Origin of the sequence: Tsuneonella sp. CC-YZS046, from assembly GCF_035581365.1 — a bacterium.
In the GTDB taxonomy this organism is placed as follows: Bacteria; Pseudomonadota; Alphaproteobacteria; order Sphingomonadales; family Sphingomonadaceae; genus JAWKXU01.
In genome coordinates this window covers 1,230,422-1,245,984 of the sequence record NZ_CP141590.1, presented here as the reverse complement: position 1 = coordinate 1,245,984, position 15,563 = coordinate 1,230,422, and the positions used below count along the sequence as shown (strand labels likewise).

The window sequence follows — 15,563 nt, the reverse complement described above, 5'->3', positions numbered from 1 at the left end:
ATCAGGCGGCTTCCCTATCGGGGGCCGTCGAGGCGAGCAAGGTTCCGATTTCCATTGCAAGCAATGCGGGATCGAAATTGTAGATCGGTGCCTGCCCGGAAAGCCTGCTCAACTCCTCGTGGGCGTCGATGATCCTGGCCCGCCGCCCTCTTTCCGCGGTGGAAAGCTCGCTGGCCACGACCGCGCGCGCGAGATCGAGCACGGCCAGCAGGCGTTCACGATCCGGTCGCGAACCGATCTGTTCGGACAGGCTGCCGCGCAAGAGGAACTGGGTATCGCCTTCTGCGGCGATACGCTGCATGATCCGGTGCAGGCCGGCCAGATCCCGCTCCACGAAATCGAGCGCCGCGCCGGGGGCGCCGGATGCCGCGACAATCGCGGCCGCGCGGGTGTCAGAATCGGCCTGTGGGGCCTGTTCGCGCAGGATGGCGTCGATCTGCGGGGCGGTAAGCGCGGGAAAGCGCAAGATGCGGCAGCGCGACCGGATCGTGGGCAACAGTCTGCCCGGGCGGTGGCTCACCAGCAGGAAAAATGTGCCGGCGGGCGGTTCTTCAAGGCTCTTGAGGAGCGCATTGGCGGCGGGCTTCTCCAGATCGTCCACCGGATCGATGATGATCGCGCGACGGGCCCCCAGCGTCGGCCTTGTCACGAGGCGGCGCTGCATCTCGCGAATCTGTGCGATGCCGATGCTGCGCTTCACCTGATAGGGCTTGCCCTCCTCCCGCTTCTTTTCATCCTCCTGGCTGGCGGGAAGATGAGTAAGCAGCGTAATATCCGGGTGTTCGCCCGCAGGTTGAGGAACCCCCTCTTCCCGCACGAGTTCCTGCGCCGCGGCTTGCGCGAAAGCGGCCTTTCCCACGCCGCTCTTGCCCGCCAGAATCCAGCCGTGATGCATGCGATCGCCTGAAAGCGCCGCGCGCCAGATGCGCCAGGGCTCGTCATGGCCTACGAAACTCATCGCTGGAGTTCCTCGAAGCGGTTCAGGGCGGCCATCACTTGCCCGTGAGTTTGGGATAGCGATCCGCTCCCGTCGATCCTGACGAACCGTTCCGGCGCTTGCATCGCCAGCCGCCGGAATGTCTCGCCGACTTTCTCATGGTAGGTTCGGTCGCGCCCCTCGATCGCGTCCATCCTGCCTTGATCGCGTGACGCAAGGCGGGCCGAAGCGATGTCTTCCGATACTTCGATGAGGAAGGTCATATCCGGCAGGATGCCGCCCGAACCTATGCGATGGAGTTCCATCAGATCGGCGTCGTCCAGCCCCCCGGCGCCGCCCTGATAGGCGCGACTGGAATCGAGAAACCTGTCGCAGACCACCCATTTCCCGGCTTCGAGAGCGGGAACGATCCTGCGCGCCAGATGATCGGCGCGCGCGGCGGCGAACAGCAGCGCTTCGGCCCTAGCGTCCCAGCCGTCTCCCGGCGGGTCCAGCAGAAGCGCGCGGATCGCTTCCGCGCCTGCGGTGCCGCCCGGCTCCCGGGTCAGTTCCACCTGGATTCCCCGCTCGGCAAGCGCTTCCGCAAGAAGCCGGGCCTGGGTCGATTTCCCGGCCCCCTCGCCCCCTTCGAAGGTGATGAATCGCCCGGCCATCAGGTCAGGAAGCCCAGCAGCCCGTTGAGCAGTCTTTGCCAGGCATTGGCGCCGGGCACTTCATGGGCGGCGGCCAGCGGCACGAAATAGGGGCGCTGCCCCGGTATATGGACTTCCAGGCTCGCAATTTCCTGCCCCTTGGCGATCGGGGCGTGGATCGGTCCGCGATAATGGATCGCGAGCTTTACTTCGCCCAGCGAGCCGCGCGGCGCGGTGGCGAATACGGGGCGGCTCGCAAGCAGCCCCACCGAGCGATCCGCGCCGCCCTGAACCTTGGCCTGCCCGATGCTGTCACCCTTTGCGAGCAGCCGTCTGCTGTCGAAAGCGGAAAACCCCCATTCCATGAGATCGCGGGATGCGCGCGCGCGATTGGCGGGATTGTCGGCGCCCGCCACCACCATCAGCAGCCTGCGGCCGTTTCTGGATGCCGTGCCGAGATAGCCGTAACCCGCCTGCCTCGTATAACCTGTCTTGATCCCGTCGGCCCCATCCACGACGCCCACCATCGGATCATGGTTGTTCTGGGCGATCCCGTTGAACAGCATGCTCTTGTGGCCGACGTAGCGATGAAACAGCTCGGGATGTCGTTCGAGCAGGGCGTCAGCCAGGCGGACGAGGTCCCGGGCGCTAACATAGGTATATCCGTCGTCCATCCACCCGTTCGGCGTGCCGAAATGGCTGTCCCGCATACCGAGTGAACGGGCGTTTGCATTCATCAGCGCGACCCATTTCTCGACAGAACCCAATGCGCCTTCGGCCAGCACTATGCATCCATCGTTGGCGGAGACGGTGCTGATCCCCTTGAGCAATTCATCCACGCTCACCTGCGCGCCGTTGGCGAGGAACATGGTGGACCCCTTGCGCGACCACTCGCGAAAGGCCGTTTCGCTCACCGTGAAGTGCTGATTGGCCGTCAGTTTTCCGGCCTTGATCAGCTCGAATGCGGTGTAAAGCGTCATCACCTTCGTGATCGACGCCGGAACGAAGCGGCGGTCGGCTTCCCGCGCATACAGAATCTGCCCCGAGGATTGATCGACCAGCAGCGCGACCGGTATCTCCGGTCCCGGAAGGGCGGGCACTATGTGCTTGTCCGCAGCGATTGCATGCGGGAAACCCGAAACCAGAAGAAGGGCGATCGGCAAAATCGAGGCGAAGCGGCGCAAGGTTTCTCCCAGGCCCCGCCTTGATGCGGGGTGCTAATCGGTGCGGTAGATTCGAGATCCGCTATAACCCTTGGCCGCAACCTTGGCGAGGGAGGCTTCGGCCTCTTTCCTCGTGGCGAACGGCCCGGTCTGGGCAAGCCACAAAGTCTTGCTTTTCTTCACCCTGCCGCCGATCGCATCGGCGACCCGCTTGGCGCGCTCTTCGGTTGAAAATGCACCGACCTGAACAATGAAGCCATTGGTTACAGTCGGTTTTGCGCGCGCTTCCGGCGGCTTGTCCCCTTCGGTAATTGCAGGAGACACAGGCGTAGCTACAGGAGACGGCGCAGTTACAGGCGCGGCTTCTGCTTGAGGTGCCTCGGTGCCAGACTTTTCATCCAGAACCGGAGTGGCGGCGGCCGAGGGCGGCAGTTCAACCGCGCTCGGGCCAGGCAATGGAACTGCATTCCTTTCCGGTTCGGCCGTCGCGGAAGAGGCAGGGTTTGCCGGCAATTTCCGGCGCAATACCTCGACCAGCGATTTCGGCGTGTCCATTCGCAGGGGAGCGGCTTCTTTCTGCCGCAGCAATGCCCGCTCCTGCTCAGGCGGATTGACCCGGCGCACGCGTATCGGAGCATTGCCCGAAGAACCCAGCTGCTTTTCGGCATCCGCGGACAAGGCGATCAGATAGGGGCCTTCCATCGGTCCACGGCGCTCGACCCTGACCAGGATGGTGCGACCCGTGTCCAGCGATGTGACTTCCACATAGCTCGGCAAAGGCAGAGTGCGATGCGCTGCGCTCACCCCGGGGCCAGCCTCCCCATCAAGGGTCGCATATCCGACTGCGTCGTAATTCAGCGTGTCGAGCGGCGTATAGGTCACGCCATCAATGGTAAACGGATCTCCGATCACCACGGGATAATCGGCGGCCGGCCCATTCGCCGGAGGCGCCACGGGGGCCTCCGGCCTGCCCTCGCCGCCGCAGCCCGCAAGCGTCAGCAGCAGGCCAAGCGACAGGGAATGAACGAAAAAATGATCAACGCGAAATCTCATCTGCAAGCAACCCCACGGACAATGCGTAGTAGTTCGAGCAGTTATATTCGAGGATAACCCTATAATTCCCGGTTAAGAGGTATGCAGGTTTTCCCGGACCGTCCGGTTCGAACAGGGACGCCATGACATTGTCAGCCAGATAGCGCTGGGGCTGAATACCCAACGCACGCCATTCCTTCACCGTTTTCCACTTGCTCAGCCTTATATGGACGCGCGGGCATACCGGCGAGGCAAGGCCGGTCTGGACGGCGCTGCGGTTGAAGCTCGAAGGAACAGAGGCCGGAACGCCCCAAGGCTGCCCGGGCCTCCAGCCCGCATCGCGGAAATAGTTCGCAATGGAAGCCAATGTATCGGCCCTGCTCGACCAGATATCGCGCCGGCCATCCCCATCCCCATCGACAGCCAGGCGCAAATAGACGCTCGGCAGGAATTGAGGGTAGCCAAAGGCCCCGGCCCAGCTCCCTTTCAGCCGATATTGAGGCACACCCTGATCGACCATCTTGAGCAGCGCGATGAACTCGCTGGCGAAGAGATCGCGCCTGCGGCCTTCCCATGCGAGAGTGGCGAGAGAGCGGGCCAGATCGAAATCGCCCGTATAGCTCCCGTAATTGGTTTCGTGGCCGAAGATCGCGACCACGATCGGTAGGGGCACGCCATATTCACGCTGGATTGCGGTTGCCGTGGCCGGCGAGATCGAAGCCAGGACGCGCCGTCCGCCGTTGATCCGGGCCGCGTCAACATGCTGGGAAATATAAGGCGCCATGGGCGGAAAGCCGCTGGTCGTGGGTGAACCGGGCTGTGCCCGGTCGAGGTCGATCACTCTCTGGTTGGGGGTAAGCCCCTGCATAACCTGCTGTATCGTGCGCTCGCTCACCCCTTCCGCCCGTGCTTGGGCGGAGAGAAGCTGAAGATAGGCAGGAAAGCTGCCGCCATAGCCCGAGGACTGGGCGGACGCCCCACCCATCGGGAGGCAAAGGGAAAGCGCGGAAACGGCTGCCAGGATTCTTATGCGATTCATCCTGCGATTGTGTCACAGTCAGCGCTTGCATGTAATCCCTTGATGTCCGAACGGTGGGCTAACCGGGACAGGTGACAAACCGTTTCGGCCACGCTAGCGAGCCGGCAATGCGGACAGGTGGCAGAGTGGTTGAATGCACCGGTCTTGAAAACCGGCGTGGGTGCAAGCCCACCGTGGGTTCGAATCCCACCCTGTCCGCCAAAACCGATTTCCGGTCGTAAGTGTCCTGGGGCGCTCCTTCCTGCATTTAGCGGAATACCGGAATCGTTCCCGATTGCGTGCGCCGGTCGCCCGCCTCCTGGAGCTTCCGCCCCAATTCCGCGATGCGGCTTTCGCCAGCCGCAAGGGCCTGCGCCGAGGTGTGGACGGAATAATAACCAAGGTGCAGCGGATGGGGATGCGGCACCGCCGAACCCAGGACGAACACGGCTTCGCCAGCGCCCGCCGCTTCCAGTGCGATTGGCGTTTCGGCCTGCTCGAAGATGACCATTTCGCCCGCATCGATTGGCGTATCGGCGCGCAGCTTGCCCTTGGCGAGCGCCAGCCAGCCGACAGCATGGCCTTCCGGCGGGCGATAGGCCCACTTCTCGCCGGGTTGCAAGGTGACAAGCAGGTAGTTGATGCCCGCGGGCGCGGACGCCGACAAGGGGCTTCGGGTCCCCTTATACTTGCCGAGGATGACATGGGCGGGACCAGCCCGCGCCATGTCCCTGGCCTCGACATAGTTGCTTACCGGCGCCGTGTTTTCGAGATCGGGCGGCAACGCGATCCAAAGTTGGAAGCCCTGGATGCGGTCGACATTCCCCGGCGACAATTCCTTGCCGTGCCAGACGCCACCTCCGGCGCGCATCCATTCGACGCCGCCATATTCCAGCACGCCGGAGCCTATGGCCGGATCATTGTAGTGCATATAGCCTTCGGTAAAGACCGTTACCGTGGCGATCCCGGAATGAGGATGCAGCGGCATTTCGCTCATTGCTCCGATGGTCGCCTTGTTCGCATCGAAAATATCGAGGAACACAAAGGGCTTCACGACGTGGCCGAGATCGGAAGGGCTCATCAGCCGTGTGATCGGGCCATGCCCGTGGCCCCGCGTACGGCGCGTGATGCCCCGGAGAGCGAGGTCATTGGCGACGGTGGAATTGGTCATTCTGGATACTCCTTTCGGCCTCACGCACCGAGGCCGAGAAGCTGGCCAAGCGCCTGCCCTCTTGGCGTGGTCCAATCGACGGCCAGTTCCGAAATGATTTGCCCTGTCGAGGTGATGACCGCGCACGCCTGTTCCACGCGGCGGAGGGCTGCATCGTCGCCAATCCTGGTGAACGATGACGAGGCATCGGTCACGACCTGCACCTCATAGCCTTCGTCAAGCAATTGGAGGACGGGGAACACGACACAAACTTCCGTCGTGATTCCCGCGACCACGACTTTCTTGCGCCGGGTGGCTTTGACGGCGTCGTTGAAATTGTCGTCGTGCATCGCGTTGACGATGCCCGCCCGCCTGATGCGCTGGGCAAATGCCTTCGGGGCCGCCTCTTGAAGCTCGGGAATCAACAGCCCTTGGACGTGTTCTTCCATGCTGGAAGTCAACACCAGCGGCATATCGACAGCCGTTGCGATCCTGGCGAGTTGGACGGCGTTTTTCTTCACTGCTTCGACGTCATGCGAATGCGTCCAGGACAGTGTGCCGGACTGATGGTCGATCAGCAGCATCGCTGCATTTTCGGGAGTATATACCTTGTTGTGCATGGCCATTCTTTCGCGTGGATGGTGCGCTTGCCGCTCAGGCGGCGAGTTGCTGGATCTCAGACAGCGCCGCCTGAACGGCAGCCGTGCGGCTGTCCGGCGACAGCGCCAGGCCTTCGGCGCGCACGAAAGTGATGTCGGTGATGCCGAACAGGCTGAAAATGCCGCGCAGGTAGGTTTCCTGATGGTCGAGCGCAGCCTGCGGTGTGCCCTCGCTATACAGGCCGCCACGCGACGACGCGACGATCACGCGCTTGCCGCCCGCCAGTCCTTCCGGCCCGCTTTCCGTGTAGCGGAAGGTTCTGCCCGCCACCGCGAGCCGATCGAGCCATGCCTTGAGTTGCGAGGGCAGCGTGAAATTATACATCGGCGCACCGATGACGACCACATTGGCCGCGAGAAAATCGTCGAGCGCCTTGGCGTTGCGGGCAACGTCGCGCTTCGTGGCGTCGTCTTGGGGTTCCACGCCCTGCAGCGCCAGAAACTCGGCCGTGGAAAGATGCCCCAGCGGCTCGGCGGCGAGATCGTAATGGACGACTTCGGTGGCGGGGTTGGCGTCTGTCAGATGCTTGACGATGGCTGCGGTCAGCGGACGGCTGGCGGATTGTTCGCCAAGGATGCTTGAGTTGATATGCAGGAGCGTCATTGTCTATATCCCATTGTTGGTTTAAGATTGTGCCATGGGATAAAAATGTAACCTCTGCACATAACTGACGCAAGAAGGCACACATAAGGAACATGGTATTATGGATGTAACCGACGCCCTTGAAGATATTCATGGCGCCGACTGCCAGAAAATAAGTCAGGTTCTTGCCCGAGTTGGCGAGAAATGGAGCGTCCTGATTGTAATGTATCTTGCCGATGGGCCGCATAGATTTTCCGATATAAAGAGAGCGGTAAATGGAATATCGCAGAGAATGTTGACTCTATGTCTTCGAGGTCTTGAACGTGATGGGTTGGTAAAGCGCACGGTCTATCCGGATACTCCGCCGCGTGTGGAATATGAACTGACTCCGCTGGGGCGTTCACTCATCGAGCCGGTGACGGCGCTTGGCACTTGGGCGCGGGATCACATTCCCGACATCGATGCGGCCAGAGCCGCTTTTGATGCACGGGAAGCGGACCGGCGATAGCCGCTGGGGGAACAATCGCTTCAACCATCTTCGCAGCCAGCTTGCATTCGCCTATCGGAAGCGCGGGGCCTATAGGTCAAACGATCGTGAATTTTCTGGGCGCTGGTTGAGGCTGGATATTGCCTTGGTCACAACCCATACGCGCGTAACGCAAGTCCGATCAAAGGTGCAAACGTGACAATCAAGAAGCTCGACATGCAAACCCCTCAACTGTCCCGGGATATTGCAACGAAAATTCTTGAGGCAATGCCGGAGCTGGCCACCGAGGCGGTGGACGAAAGCGGCTCGATCCAGCAGCTTATCGATTTCGATCTGCTGAAGACAGTTCTGGAAGGGCATGTCATCGAGGGCGCGCGTGAGCGCTATCACCTGAATTGGCCTGGCAAGGCATCGGCGCTCATCGAATCCAACGCGCCGATACGAAAAACCCTGCGCCCGGACATGTCGGAAAGCGTGAATTTCAACAGCACAAAAAATCTATTCATAGAGGGTGACAATCTGGATGCCCTGAAATTGCTCAGGGAAACCTACCTGGGCAGGGTGGACATGATATATATCGATCCGCCTTACAACACGGGAAGCGACCTGATTTACCACGATGATTATTCGGAGAACTCGAGCGCCTATCTCGAGAGATCCGGTCAAGTCGATGAGGATGGCGGAAGGCTTGTCGCGAACTCCCAATCAAACGGGCGCTTTCATTCGGATTGGTTGTCAATGATGTATCCGCGACTGCGGATTGCACGGCAGCTTCTTGCCGATACTGGAATTATTTTCATTTCGATAGATGATAATGAACGCGCAAATTTGCAAAAACTTTGCGAAGAGGTCTTTGGTGGGCAAAATTTTCTCGGCTGTTTTGTCTGGAAACGTCGAAGCGGAGCGATGGATGCGGTTACCAACTTGAGTGAAGATCACGAATATGTCTTGGTCTACACCAAGTCGAAAGGCATCCTGAAGGGTGTGCAAAGAACATTTGAGAAATACGCTAATCCAGACAATGACCCTCGTGGCCCCTGGATTTCGGATAATTTGAGCGCCGGGAAGCCTGGCGGGGATACACATTATCCGATTACAGACCCGGCCAGCGGGCGTGAGTATCTCCCGCCGAAAGGAAGATACTGGCCCTACAGCCGCACAACCATGGCGCGTAAAATTTCCGAGGGCCGGGTTCTCTTCCCGAAGGACGGCAAGGGTGTGCCAATGCTCAAGCGCTTCGCATCGGAGGCCGTGAAGCCCACGATACCTGTTTCATCATGGATTGAGAGGCCGAATGGCGGGGGCGGGCAAAGCACAATCGTTTCACCGATGAACAGTTCCGCCACGACAGCGCTGAAGTCCCTGTTCGAGGGGAAACTGTTCTCGTTCCCGAAGCCGGTTGAGCTTATCAGCGCGCTCATCGATCAGGGCGCGGGCAAGAATGCGCTCATTCTCGACTTCTTCGCGGGATCGGGAACCACGGCCCAGGCCGTATTCGAGTGCAACGCAGCCGATGGGGGCAATCGGCGGTATATTTTGATCCAATTGCCGGAGGCTGTTGGGGAAGAGTCCGACGCCTTCAAAGAGGGATACAGGGCCATCTCGGACTTGACGAAAGAGCGCATCCGCCGCGCCGGGAAGAAGGTTCTGGAAGGCGAGCGCCACGGCGACTGGAACGGCGACGTCGGTTTCAGGGTGTTCAAAATCGCTTCGTCAAACATGAAGGACGTCTATTATCGCCCGGACGAATTGAAGCAGTCCAGCCTGCTCGACATGATCGACAATGTGAAGGAGGGGCGCACGCCCGAGGATCTGCTGTTCCAGGTGCTGGTCGACTGGGGCGTCGATCTGTCGCTTCCCATCCACCGCGAGGCTGTCCACGGCAAGACCGTTTTCTTCGTCGACGACAACGCGCTGATCGCCTGCTTCGACGATGGAGTGACTGAGGATTTGGTGGAGGAAATTGCCAAGAGCGAGCCTTTGAGAGTCGTCTTCCGAGATAGCGGCTTCATCTCTGACGCGGTTAAGATCAATGCCGCGCAAATTCTTCGGCAGATCTCAGCAACGACAGATCTGAAGGTGATCTAGATGCCAAGGATTACAGAGATCCGGCATATTAAAAGTTCGGATCGATACTGGGTTTACGTGGATAATCAGTATTGCACGAGCATAAGGGCAAGAACCTTTCCCGCGATGAATCTTGATGTCGGACAGGAAATTTCCTGTGACGAGATCATCTCTTTGGAGAAATTTCACTGGAAGCACAAATATGGCGAAGAGGCCTGGGAAAAGGAGAAGCTGATAATTGAGCGAGTCAAGGAGATCATAGAAAGTAAATTTTCAAGGATAGAAGTGATCGTGACTGGCTTTGGGGCTGATTCAAATGAATTTATTCCAGAGCACCCGGATGAATCCGGCAAGCCGGATCTTGTTATCAAGGGGCGTGATACGGGTCGGGAATACTGCATGTTGGAAGTCACGGGAACAGACGTCATGCGGGGAGGCAAATATTGGATTCGCCCGGACAAACTTCGATATGCCCAGGACCATCCGGAAAAAGATGTCTGGATTTGCCTTCACTACAGTCAGCCGCGTGAGAGAATAATATTCGTCAAACCGGAGCCGTTGAGAAAATATCTGCATACCGAAATCGAGATACGAGGCTCTGTAGAGCACTTTGTTGAGTTTTCGGACAGTTCAGAAGAGCTCAGGAGTGCGGAGGGCTTCTTCGCATACCTCTTGTCAAAGAGAGAAATCTGATTCTGGGGAAGTCGGAAGAAATGAAGCTCAAGTTCAAGGTCCAGCCTTATCAAACCAATGCCGTCGATGGTGTAGTGGATTGCTTCGCCGGCCAGCCGATGACCTCGGACCTGACCTATCGCATCGACCCCGGCGGCAAGGAACAGGCCAGCGCCTTCGAGGAAGGGTTCAGGAACGCCGCCCTCGCCTTGACCGGCATACAGGTGCTGGAGAACATCCAGAAGGTCCAGCGGCGTCAGAACCTGCCCGTCTCCCAATCGCTGACGGATTTCACCACCTTCAATGCCCGTGGAGAACGGGTGCCCGTTCCGGCCGCCTACAAGCGCGCCGCGCTGGCCGCCACCAGCCTTCACCTCGATGTCGAGATGGAGACGGGCACGGGCAAGACCTACTGCTACATCAAGACCATCTTCGAGATGAACAAGCGCTATGGCTGGTCGAAGTTCATCATCATGGTGCCGTCCATCGCCATTCGCGAAGGGGTCTGCAAGTCGCTGCAGATCACGGCCGAACACTTCGCCGAAAGCTACGGCAAGAAGGCGCGATTCTTCATCTACAACTCCAAGCGCCTGCATGAGCTGGAGAGCTTTTCCTCGGACGCCGGGATCAACGTGATGGTGATCAACATTCAGGCGTTCAATGCGAGCGGCAAGGACAACCGCCGCATCTACGAAGAACTGGACGACTTTCAGTCGCGCAAGCCCATCGACGTGATCGCGTCGAACCGGCCGATCCTGATCATGGACGAGCCCCAGAAAATGGAGGGCAAGGCCACGATGGAAGCACTGCCGAAATTCAAGCCCCTGTTCATCCTGCGCTATTCTGCCACTCACCGCACCCAGCACAACCGGGTTTACAGGCTGGACGCACTAGATGCCTACAACCAGAAGCTGGTGAAGAAGATCGCCGTGCGCGGCATCCAGACCCGTGGCCTCGCCGGCACGAACGCCTACCTCTACCTCGAAGGCATCGACATCTCGAAGACGGCTCCGGTGGCCCGGATCGAGATGGAGGTGAAGTTGGAATCCGGCGAAATCAAGCGGAAGCCCAAGCGGCTGAAGTTTCGCGACGACCTCTTCGTGGAGTCGCGTAAACTGGACCAGTATCGCGGTTTCACGATCAGCCAGATCGATGCCGTCAACGACACCGTCGAGTTTACCAATGGCATCGTGCTGAACGCCGGTGAAGCCAATGGCGACGTTTCCGAGCGCGACATCCGCCGCCTCCAGATTCGTGAGACGATCAAGACGCACCTCGACAGGGAAGAGCAGCTCTTCTCCCAGGGGATCAAGGTTCTGTCGCTGTTCTTCATCGACGAGGTGGTGAAATACCGCGACTACGGCCAGGCCGATGAAAAGGGCGAATATGCGCGGATTTTCGAGGAGGAGTATGAACTGCTGAAGGCCGAGTATCTATCGGAGCTCGCAATCGGCAATGAGGCCTACCGCGCTTATCTGGCCGGGATCGATGCGGCCAGGACTCACAACGGTTACTTTTCGATCGACAAGAAGACCAACCGCCTGAAAGATCCGGATGTGGGCGCCCGTTCCGTCGATTCCGACGATGTGGATGCCTACGATCTGATCCTCAAGGATAAGGAGCGGCTGCTTTCGTTCGCGGAACCGATGCGCTTCATTTTCTCTCACTCGGCACTTCGCGAAGGCTGGGACAACCCGAACGTCTTCGTGATGTGCATGCTGAAGCACAGCGACAACACCGTTTCGCGCCGCCAGGAAGTCGGACGCGGGCTGCGCCTGTGCGTCGACCAGCATGGGGACCGCATCGACCATCCGGCCGTGGTGCATGACATCAACGTGCTGACTGTGGTGGCGAGCGAAAGCTACAAGGACTTCGTTGCCGGCCTTCAGCAAGAGATCGTGGAGACGCTGTCGTCGCGTCCGCGGCAGGCAACGGAAGCCTATTTCATGGGCAAGACGATCGCTACCGACCAAGGCCCGCTTGAAGTAACCGCTGCGATGGCCAGGCAGATCTACCGCTATCTGCTGAAGAACGACTATACGGACGATGCGGATCGGATCGCAGACGCCTATCATGAGGCCAAGGCGGCCGGTGCATTGGCCGAATTGCCCGAAGGGCTGAAACCCCACGCCCGGCAGGTGTTCCAGCTGATCGACGGCATCTTCAGCGACGCTCAGTTGCCCAAAGTGGATGATGGCCGCAAGCCCAAGACCAATCCGCTCAATGCGAACTTCGAGAAGAAGGAGTTCCAGGAGCTTTGGGCGCGGATCAATCGCAAGGCGGTCTATCGGGTAGAGTTCGACCCGGACGAACTGATCCGGAAGTGCATCGGTGCGCTGGACAGCCAGCTGCGGGTTACTCCGCTGCAGTATACGGTTCGGGCCGGCGTGCAGAACGATGGTTTGACCGACAGCCAGCTTCGCAGCGGTGACGGCTTTACCGGCACCGGCACCACGACCGAGCATGGCGGCTCGCTCCACTCTCTCGTGAAATACGACCTCGTCGGCAAGCTCGCCGAAAACTCGCAGCTGACACGGGAGACGGTGGCGGCCATCCTCGGCCGGATCGCGCCCGCGGTTTTCGAGCAGTTCGCGAACAACCCTGAGCATTTCATCTCCGAGGCCTCGCGCATCATCGCCGAACAGAAGGCTGCCATGGTTATCGAGCGTCTGGCATATGACGAGGTGGAGGAGCGATACGACGCCGGCATCTTCACGGCGAACCAGACCGGCCAGAATTTTTCCCGGGCCACAGGGAAACTCAAGAACCACATCTACGACTACGCGATCACGGATTCGGACGTGGAAAGGGAGTTCGTGCAGGAGCTGGATGGCAGCAGCGAGGTGGTTGTCTATGCCAAGCTGCCGCGCGGCTTTTTGATTCCCACACCCGTCGGCGATTACAATCCTGACTGGGCCATCTCATTCAGGGCCGGCAGCGTTCGGCACATCTACTGCGTGGCCGAAACCAAGGGCACGATGTCCTCGATGAGGCTGCGCGAGATCGAGAAGATCAAGATCGAGTGCGCGCGGAAATTTTTTGCGACAATCGGTCAAAGTGCCGCGCAGGATCAGGTGAAGTATGATGTCGTGACGGACTATGCGCAGCTTATGGACATTGTGGGCGGCCAGGCTGCTTGATGCCAGCCGTATCGAGGGGCGGCATGGCCTTCGATCCTTTGCGGTGCGGCGAAAACCAACATTGGTGTCAGGCGCTAGTTGGGTGGGCTTTGGGCTGATCCAGCCAGCGGCGCAGCTCAAATCAGGGGATCGTCTGTCGGCAGGCCGAGATGGAGGCAGCCGGTCGTTTCGGCGGCGGTGTCGATGTCCAGGAAGGCGTGGACCGCCAGGACATTGATATCCCGGAAGTAGCGCTGCAAGGGCGAATGATCGCGAAAGCCATCGCCCCCGATCCCTTTCGCGATGTCATTCACGCCATTGCGGCAGAGGTCGGTGATATAGGCGCCCTTCATCTTCATCGCATTGCGATATAGCCGGTCCCTCTGGCCGGGATGCGGCTTGAGCGCGCCCATCAGGTCTACCAGCAATGTCTCCGCCGCGTCTGCGGTTGCAAGCGCCCTGCCCAGGCGCATCTGCGTGGCCTGCTTGGCAATGGCCTTGGCACCGCTGATCGTCCCCTGCCGTTCCCGCACGCGCGCCTCGAACGCGGTCGTCGCCCCCCTCATGATCCCGGTAACGACGGGTATCACTTCCACCATCAGGAACGGAATGAAGGGAAACCGATACATGGGATTGGCATGGACCGCCTGCCCGGCCGTGGTCCCTTCGAGCACGTCGAGGAAGGGGGAGGCACGGTGATGCGGGACGAACACATCCTCGACCTTGATGTCGTTGCTGCCTGTTCCCCGCATGCCCGCGATGTGCCAGGTATCCAGCACTTCCGTCTCCGCCCGGGGAACCACGAATGTCATCGGCGCGGGTTCTTCGTCGCCGCCTTTCGCGATACCCATGAAGACGATCCACTCCGCATGGACCGAGCCGGAGCCCCAAGGCGTCTGGCCGCTGATGCGATAGCCGCCGGGCACGCGGATGACCTCGCGCAGCGGCGCGGCTTGCCCGGCGCTCAGGACAAAGGGCTTGTCCGCGAAAATCTCGCGCTGGGCTTCTTCCGGAAACAGGTTCATCCGCCACGCCGCGCCGATGTAGAATGCCGCGACCCAACCCGCCGAGGGGTTGGCGGAGCTCAATATCTGGATGATCCGGGCGGCGGTGGCGAAGTCCTGTTCGTGTCCGCCATAGATGGCAGGCGCAAGCGTTGCCAGAATGCCGCTGTCGATCATGTCCTGGACCGTTTCGTCCAGCGGGGCGCGGCGCTCATCCTCCAGTCCTGCCCTTTGCGCGAAAATCGTTGCGAGATCATGCGCCTTGTCGACCAGCGTCTGGGAAATTGTCATGCGTTTGGCTTTCTGGTCCCTGCTTCTGTTCTTCGGAAGTGCCGATCGTTCAAGCTGCCGCGCCGGACGATTCCTGGTGCCCGAGTTCCTTGATCTCGTCGAAGAAGGCCAGGAGCGACGGGGTCTTCTCGAAGGCTTCCAGCATGAAGCCCATAGTGTCGCGCGTGTCGATGAATCCGAACCGATAGCCCGAGAAAACGCCATTGAGGACAAGCGGTCTGCCTTCTCCGGCATGTTTCTCGACAAACAGGTCATAGTCGGATGCGATCATGCCGACATGATGCAATCCTTCCTCGGGAAAGCCGTCCGGGAAGCTGTCATGATAGATCGAGGGAGCTTCCGAGAGCGGTTGCATCAGCTCGATCTGGACGCCGTCGAATTGGCCGAGCGCCAGATTCAGCTTCACCGTGGCAGGCTGTCCGCGATAGGTCAGTTCGACCTCGATATCCCGGAAGACCCGGAACGGGCCTGCGCCACGCACAACCCATCGGTCGATCGCCCTGTCGATATCGCCCACCACGAAGCCGGTTTGAACGATTCCTTCCACGCCATTGAACATTCGTGCATCCTATCCATTATCATTGACCATTCGCACCGACTTGCGATGGCGTCGGCACCCTACCCTTCGTGCCGCGCCTTTTACAAACGATAAGAACATCTCGCGGAAAACCGCTGTGGCGGGTTCATGCTTCACCGACTTGTCGCGGCCATGCGGAAGCAGCTAAGCATCGCCGTCTTGAGCAGAATAG

General features: G+C 59.8%; 14 protein-coding genes and 1 tRNA gene. 5 read left to right on the top strand and 10 right to left on the bottom strand.

Features of this window, described 5'->3' with window-relative positions:
- Position 1 precedes the first annotated feature (1 nt).
- The 5 genes from U8326_RS06210 to U8326_RS06190 all read right to left on the bottom strand — a co-directional run bounded on the left by U8326_RS06210 (position 2) and on the right by U8326_RS06190 (position 4,749).
- Positions 2-958 carry an AAA family ATPase gene (locus U8326_RS06210; RefSeq protein WP_324742987.1) on the bottom strand — a complete coding sequence of 319 codons (957 nt, stop codon included), beginning with the start codon at positions 956-958 and terminating at the stop codon, positions 2-4.
- Positions 955-1,593 carry a dTMP kinase gene (tmk, locus tag U8326_RS06205; protein ID WP_324743538.1) on the bottom strand — a complete coding sequence of 213 codons (639 nt, stop codon included), beginning with the start codon at positions 1,591-1,593 and terminating at the stop codon, positions 955-957. The genes U8326_RS06210 and tmk overlap by 4 nt, the downstream gene beginning before the upstream one ends.
- Positions 1,590-2,669 carry a D-alanyl-D-alanine carboxypeptidase family protein gene (locus tag U8326_RS06200; protein ID WP_324742986.1) on the bottom strand — a complete coding sequence of 360 codons (1,080 nt, stop codon included), beginning with the start codon at positions 2,667-2,669 and terminating at the stop codon, positions 1,590-1,592. Before U8326_RS06200 ends, tmk begins: the two co-directional genes overlap by 4 nt.
- A gap of 117 nt (positions 2,670-2,786) precedes the next feature.
- The gene (locus U8326_RS06195; RefSeq protein ID WP_324742985.1) at positions 2,787-3,647 is read right to left on the bottom strand and encodes an SPOR domain-containing protein; all 861 of its coding nucleotides are present in this window, start codon (positions 3,645-3,647) and stop codon (positions 2,787-2,789) included.
- A 121-nt stretch (positions 3,648-3,768) separates the two neighbouring features.
- A complete protein-coding gene (locus tag U8326_RS06190; protein WP_324742984.1) occupies positions 3,769-4,749 on the bottom strand; it encodes a lytic murein transglycosylase in 981 nt (326 codons plus the stop codon).
- Positions 4,750-4,914: 165 nt separating this feature from the next.
- Here U8326_RS06190 and U8326_RS06185 point away from each other — a divergent pair.
- Positions 4,915-5,004: transfer RNA gene (locus tag U8326_RS06185), tRNA-Ser, on the top strand.
- Positions 5,005-5,050: 46 nt separating this feature from the next.
- On the opposite strand, the gene U8326_RS06180 is transcribed toward U8326_RS06185, so the two are convergent.
- The 3 genes from U8326_RS06180 to U8326_RS06170 are packed head-to-tail and all read right to left on the bottom strand — an operon-like array spanning position 5,051 to position 7,195.
- Positions 5,051-5,953 (bottom strand): pirin family protein, encoded by a 903-nt coding sequence (locus U8326_RS06180; RefSeq protein ID WP_324742983.1) that lies wholly within the window; start codon positions 5,951-5,953, stop codon positions 5,051-5,053.
- Between the two features lie 20 nt (positions 5,954-5,973).
- Positions 5,974-6,552 carry an isochorismatase family protein gene (locus tag U8326_RS06175; protein WP_324742982.1) on the bottom strand — a complete coding sequence of 193 codons (579 nt, stop codon included), beginning with the start codon at positions 6,550-6,552 and terminating at the stop codon, positions 5,974-5,976.
- Between the two features lie 34 nt (positions 6,553-6,586).
- Positions 6,587-7,195, bottom strand: a complete 609-nt coding sequence (locus U8326_RS06170; RefSeq protein WP_324742980.1) for an FMN-dependent NADH-azoreductase — start codon at positions 7,193-7,195, stop codon at positions 6,587-6,589.
- A gap of 100 nt (positions 7,196-7,295) precedes the next feature.
- On the opposite strand from U8326_RS06170, the gene U8326_RS06165 reads away from it, so the two are divergent.
- The 4 genes from U8326_RS06165 (at position 7,296) to U8326_RS06150 (ending at position 13,540) form a co-directional block, all read left to right on the top strand.
- The gene (locus U8326_RS06165) at positions 7,296-7,682 is read left to right on the top strand and encodes a helix-turn-helix domain-containing protein (protein WP_324742979.1); all 387 of its coding nucleotides are present in this window, start codon (positions 7,296-7,298) and stop codon (positions 7,680-7,682) included.
- 174 nt (positions 7,683-7,856) lie between these two features.
- Entirely contained in the window at positions 7,857-9,749 is a 1,893-nt protein-coding gene (locus U8326_RS06160; RefSeq protein ID WP_324742977.1) for a site-specific DNA-methyltransferase, read from the top strand.
- Between the two features lie 105 nt (positions 9,750-9,854).
- Positions 9,855-10,421: a hypothetical protein gene (locus U8326_RS06155; protein WP_324742976.1), complete on the top strand. Its 567-nt coding sequence runs from the start codon at positions 9,855-9,857 to the stop codon at positions 10,419-10,421.
- Between the two features lie 20 nt (positions 10,422-10,441).
- Positions 10,442-13,540 (top strand): type III restriction-modification system endonuclease, encoded by a 3,099-nt coding sequence (locus U8326_RS06150; RefSeq protein WP_324742975.1) that lies wholly within the window; start codon positions 10,442-10,444, stop codon positions 13,538-13,540.
- A 116-nt stretch (positions 13,541-13,656) separates the two neighbouring features.
- Here U8326_RS06150 and U8326_RS06145 read toward each other — a convergent pair whose 3' ends face one another.
- Together U8326_RS06145 and U8326_RS06140 are read right to left on the bottom strand one after the other, a co-directional pair.
- Complete coding sequence (locus U8326_RS06145; protein ID WP_324742974.1) at positions 13,657-14,814, bottom strand: acyl-CoA dehydrogenase family protein; 1,158 nt, start codon at positions 14,812-14,814, stop codon at positions 13,657-13,659.
- 49 nt (positions 14,815-14,863) lie between these two features.
- Entirely contained in the window at positions 14,864-15,373 is a 510-nt protein-coding gene (locus U8326_RS06140) for a VOC family protein (protein ID WP_324742972.1), read from the bottom strand.
- Positions 15,374-15,563: the final 190 nt, after the last annotated feature.

Bases quoted from the DNA above. Each gene is read 5' to 3' on its own strand.
- U8326_RS06210 (WP_324742987.1), bottom strand. From the start codon at position 958: ATGAGTTTCGTAGGCCATGACGAGCCCTGGCGCATCTGGCGCGCGGCG.
- U8326_RS06190 (WP_324742984.1), bottom strand. From the start codon at position 4,749: ATGGGTGGGGCGTCCGCCCAGTCCTCGGGCTATGGCGGCAGCTTTCCT.
- U8326_RS06180 (WP_324742983.1), bottom strand. From the start codon at position 5,953: ATGACCAATTCCACCGTCGCCAATGACCTCGCTCTCCGGGGCATCACG.
- U8326_RS06175 (WP_324742982.1), bottom strand. From the start codon at position 6,552: ATGCACAACAAGGTATATACTCCCGAAAATGCAGCGATGCTGCTGATC.
- U8326_RS06170 (WP_324742980.1), bottom strand. From the start codon at position 7,195: ATGACGCTCCTGCATATCAACTCAAGCATCCTTGGCGAACAATCCGCC.
- U8326_RS06165 (WP_324742979.1), top strand. From the start codon at position 7,296: ATGGATGTAACCGACGCCCTTGAAGATATTCATGGCGCCGACTGCCAG.
- U8326_RS06155 (WP_324742976.1), top strand. From the start codon at position 9,855: ATGAATCTTGATGTCGGACAGGAAATTTCCTGTGACGAGATCATCTCT.
- U8326_RS06150 (WP_324742975.1), top strand. From the start codon at position 10,442: ATGAAGCTCAAGTTCAAGGTCCAGCCTTATCAAACCAATGCCGTCGAT.
- U8326_RS06145 (WP_324742974.1), bottom strand. From the start codon at position 14,814: ATGACAATTTCCCAGACGCTGGTCGACAAGGCGCATGATCTCGCAACG.
- U8326_RS06140 (WP_324742972.1), bottom strand. From the start codon at position 15,373: ATGTTCAATGGCGTGGAAGGAATCGTTCAAACCGGCTTCGTGGTGGGC.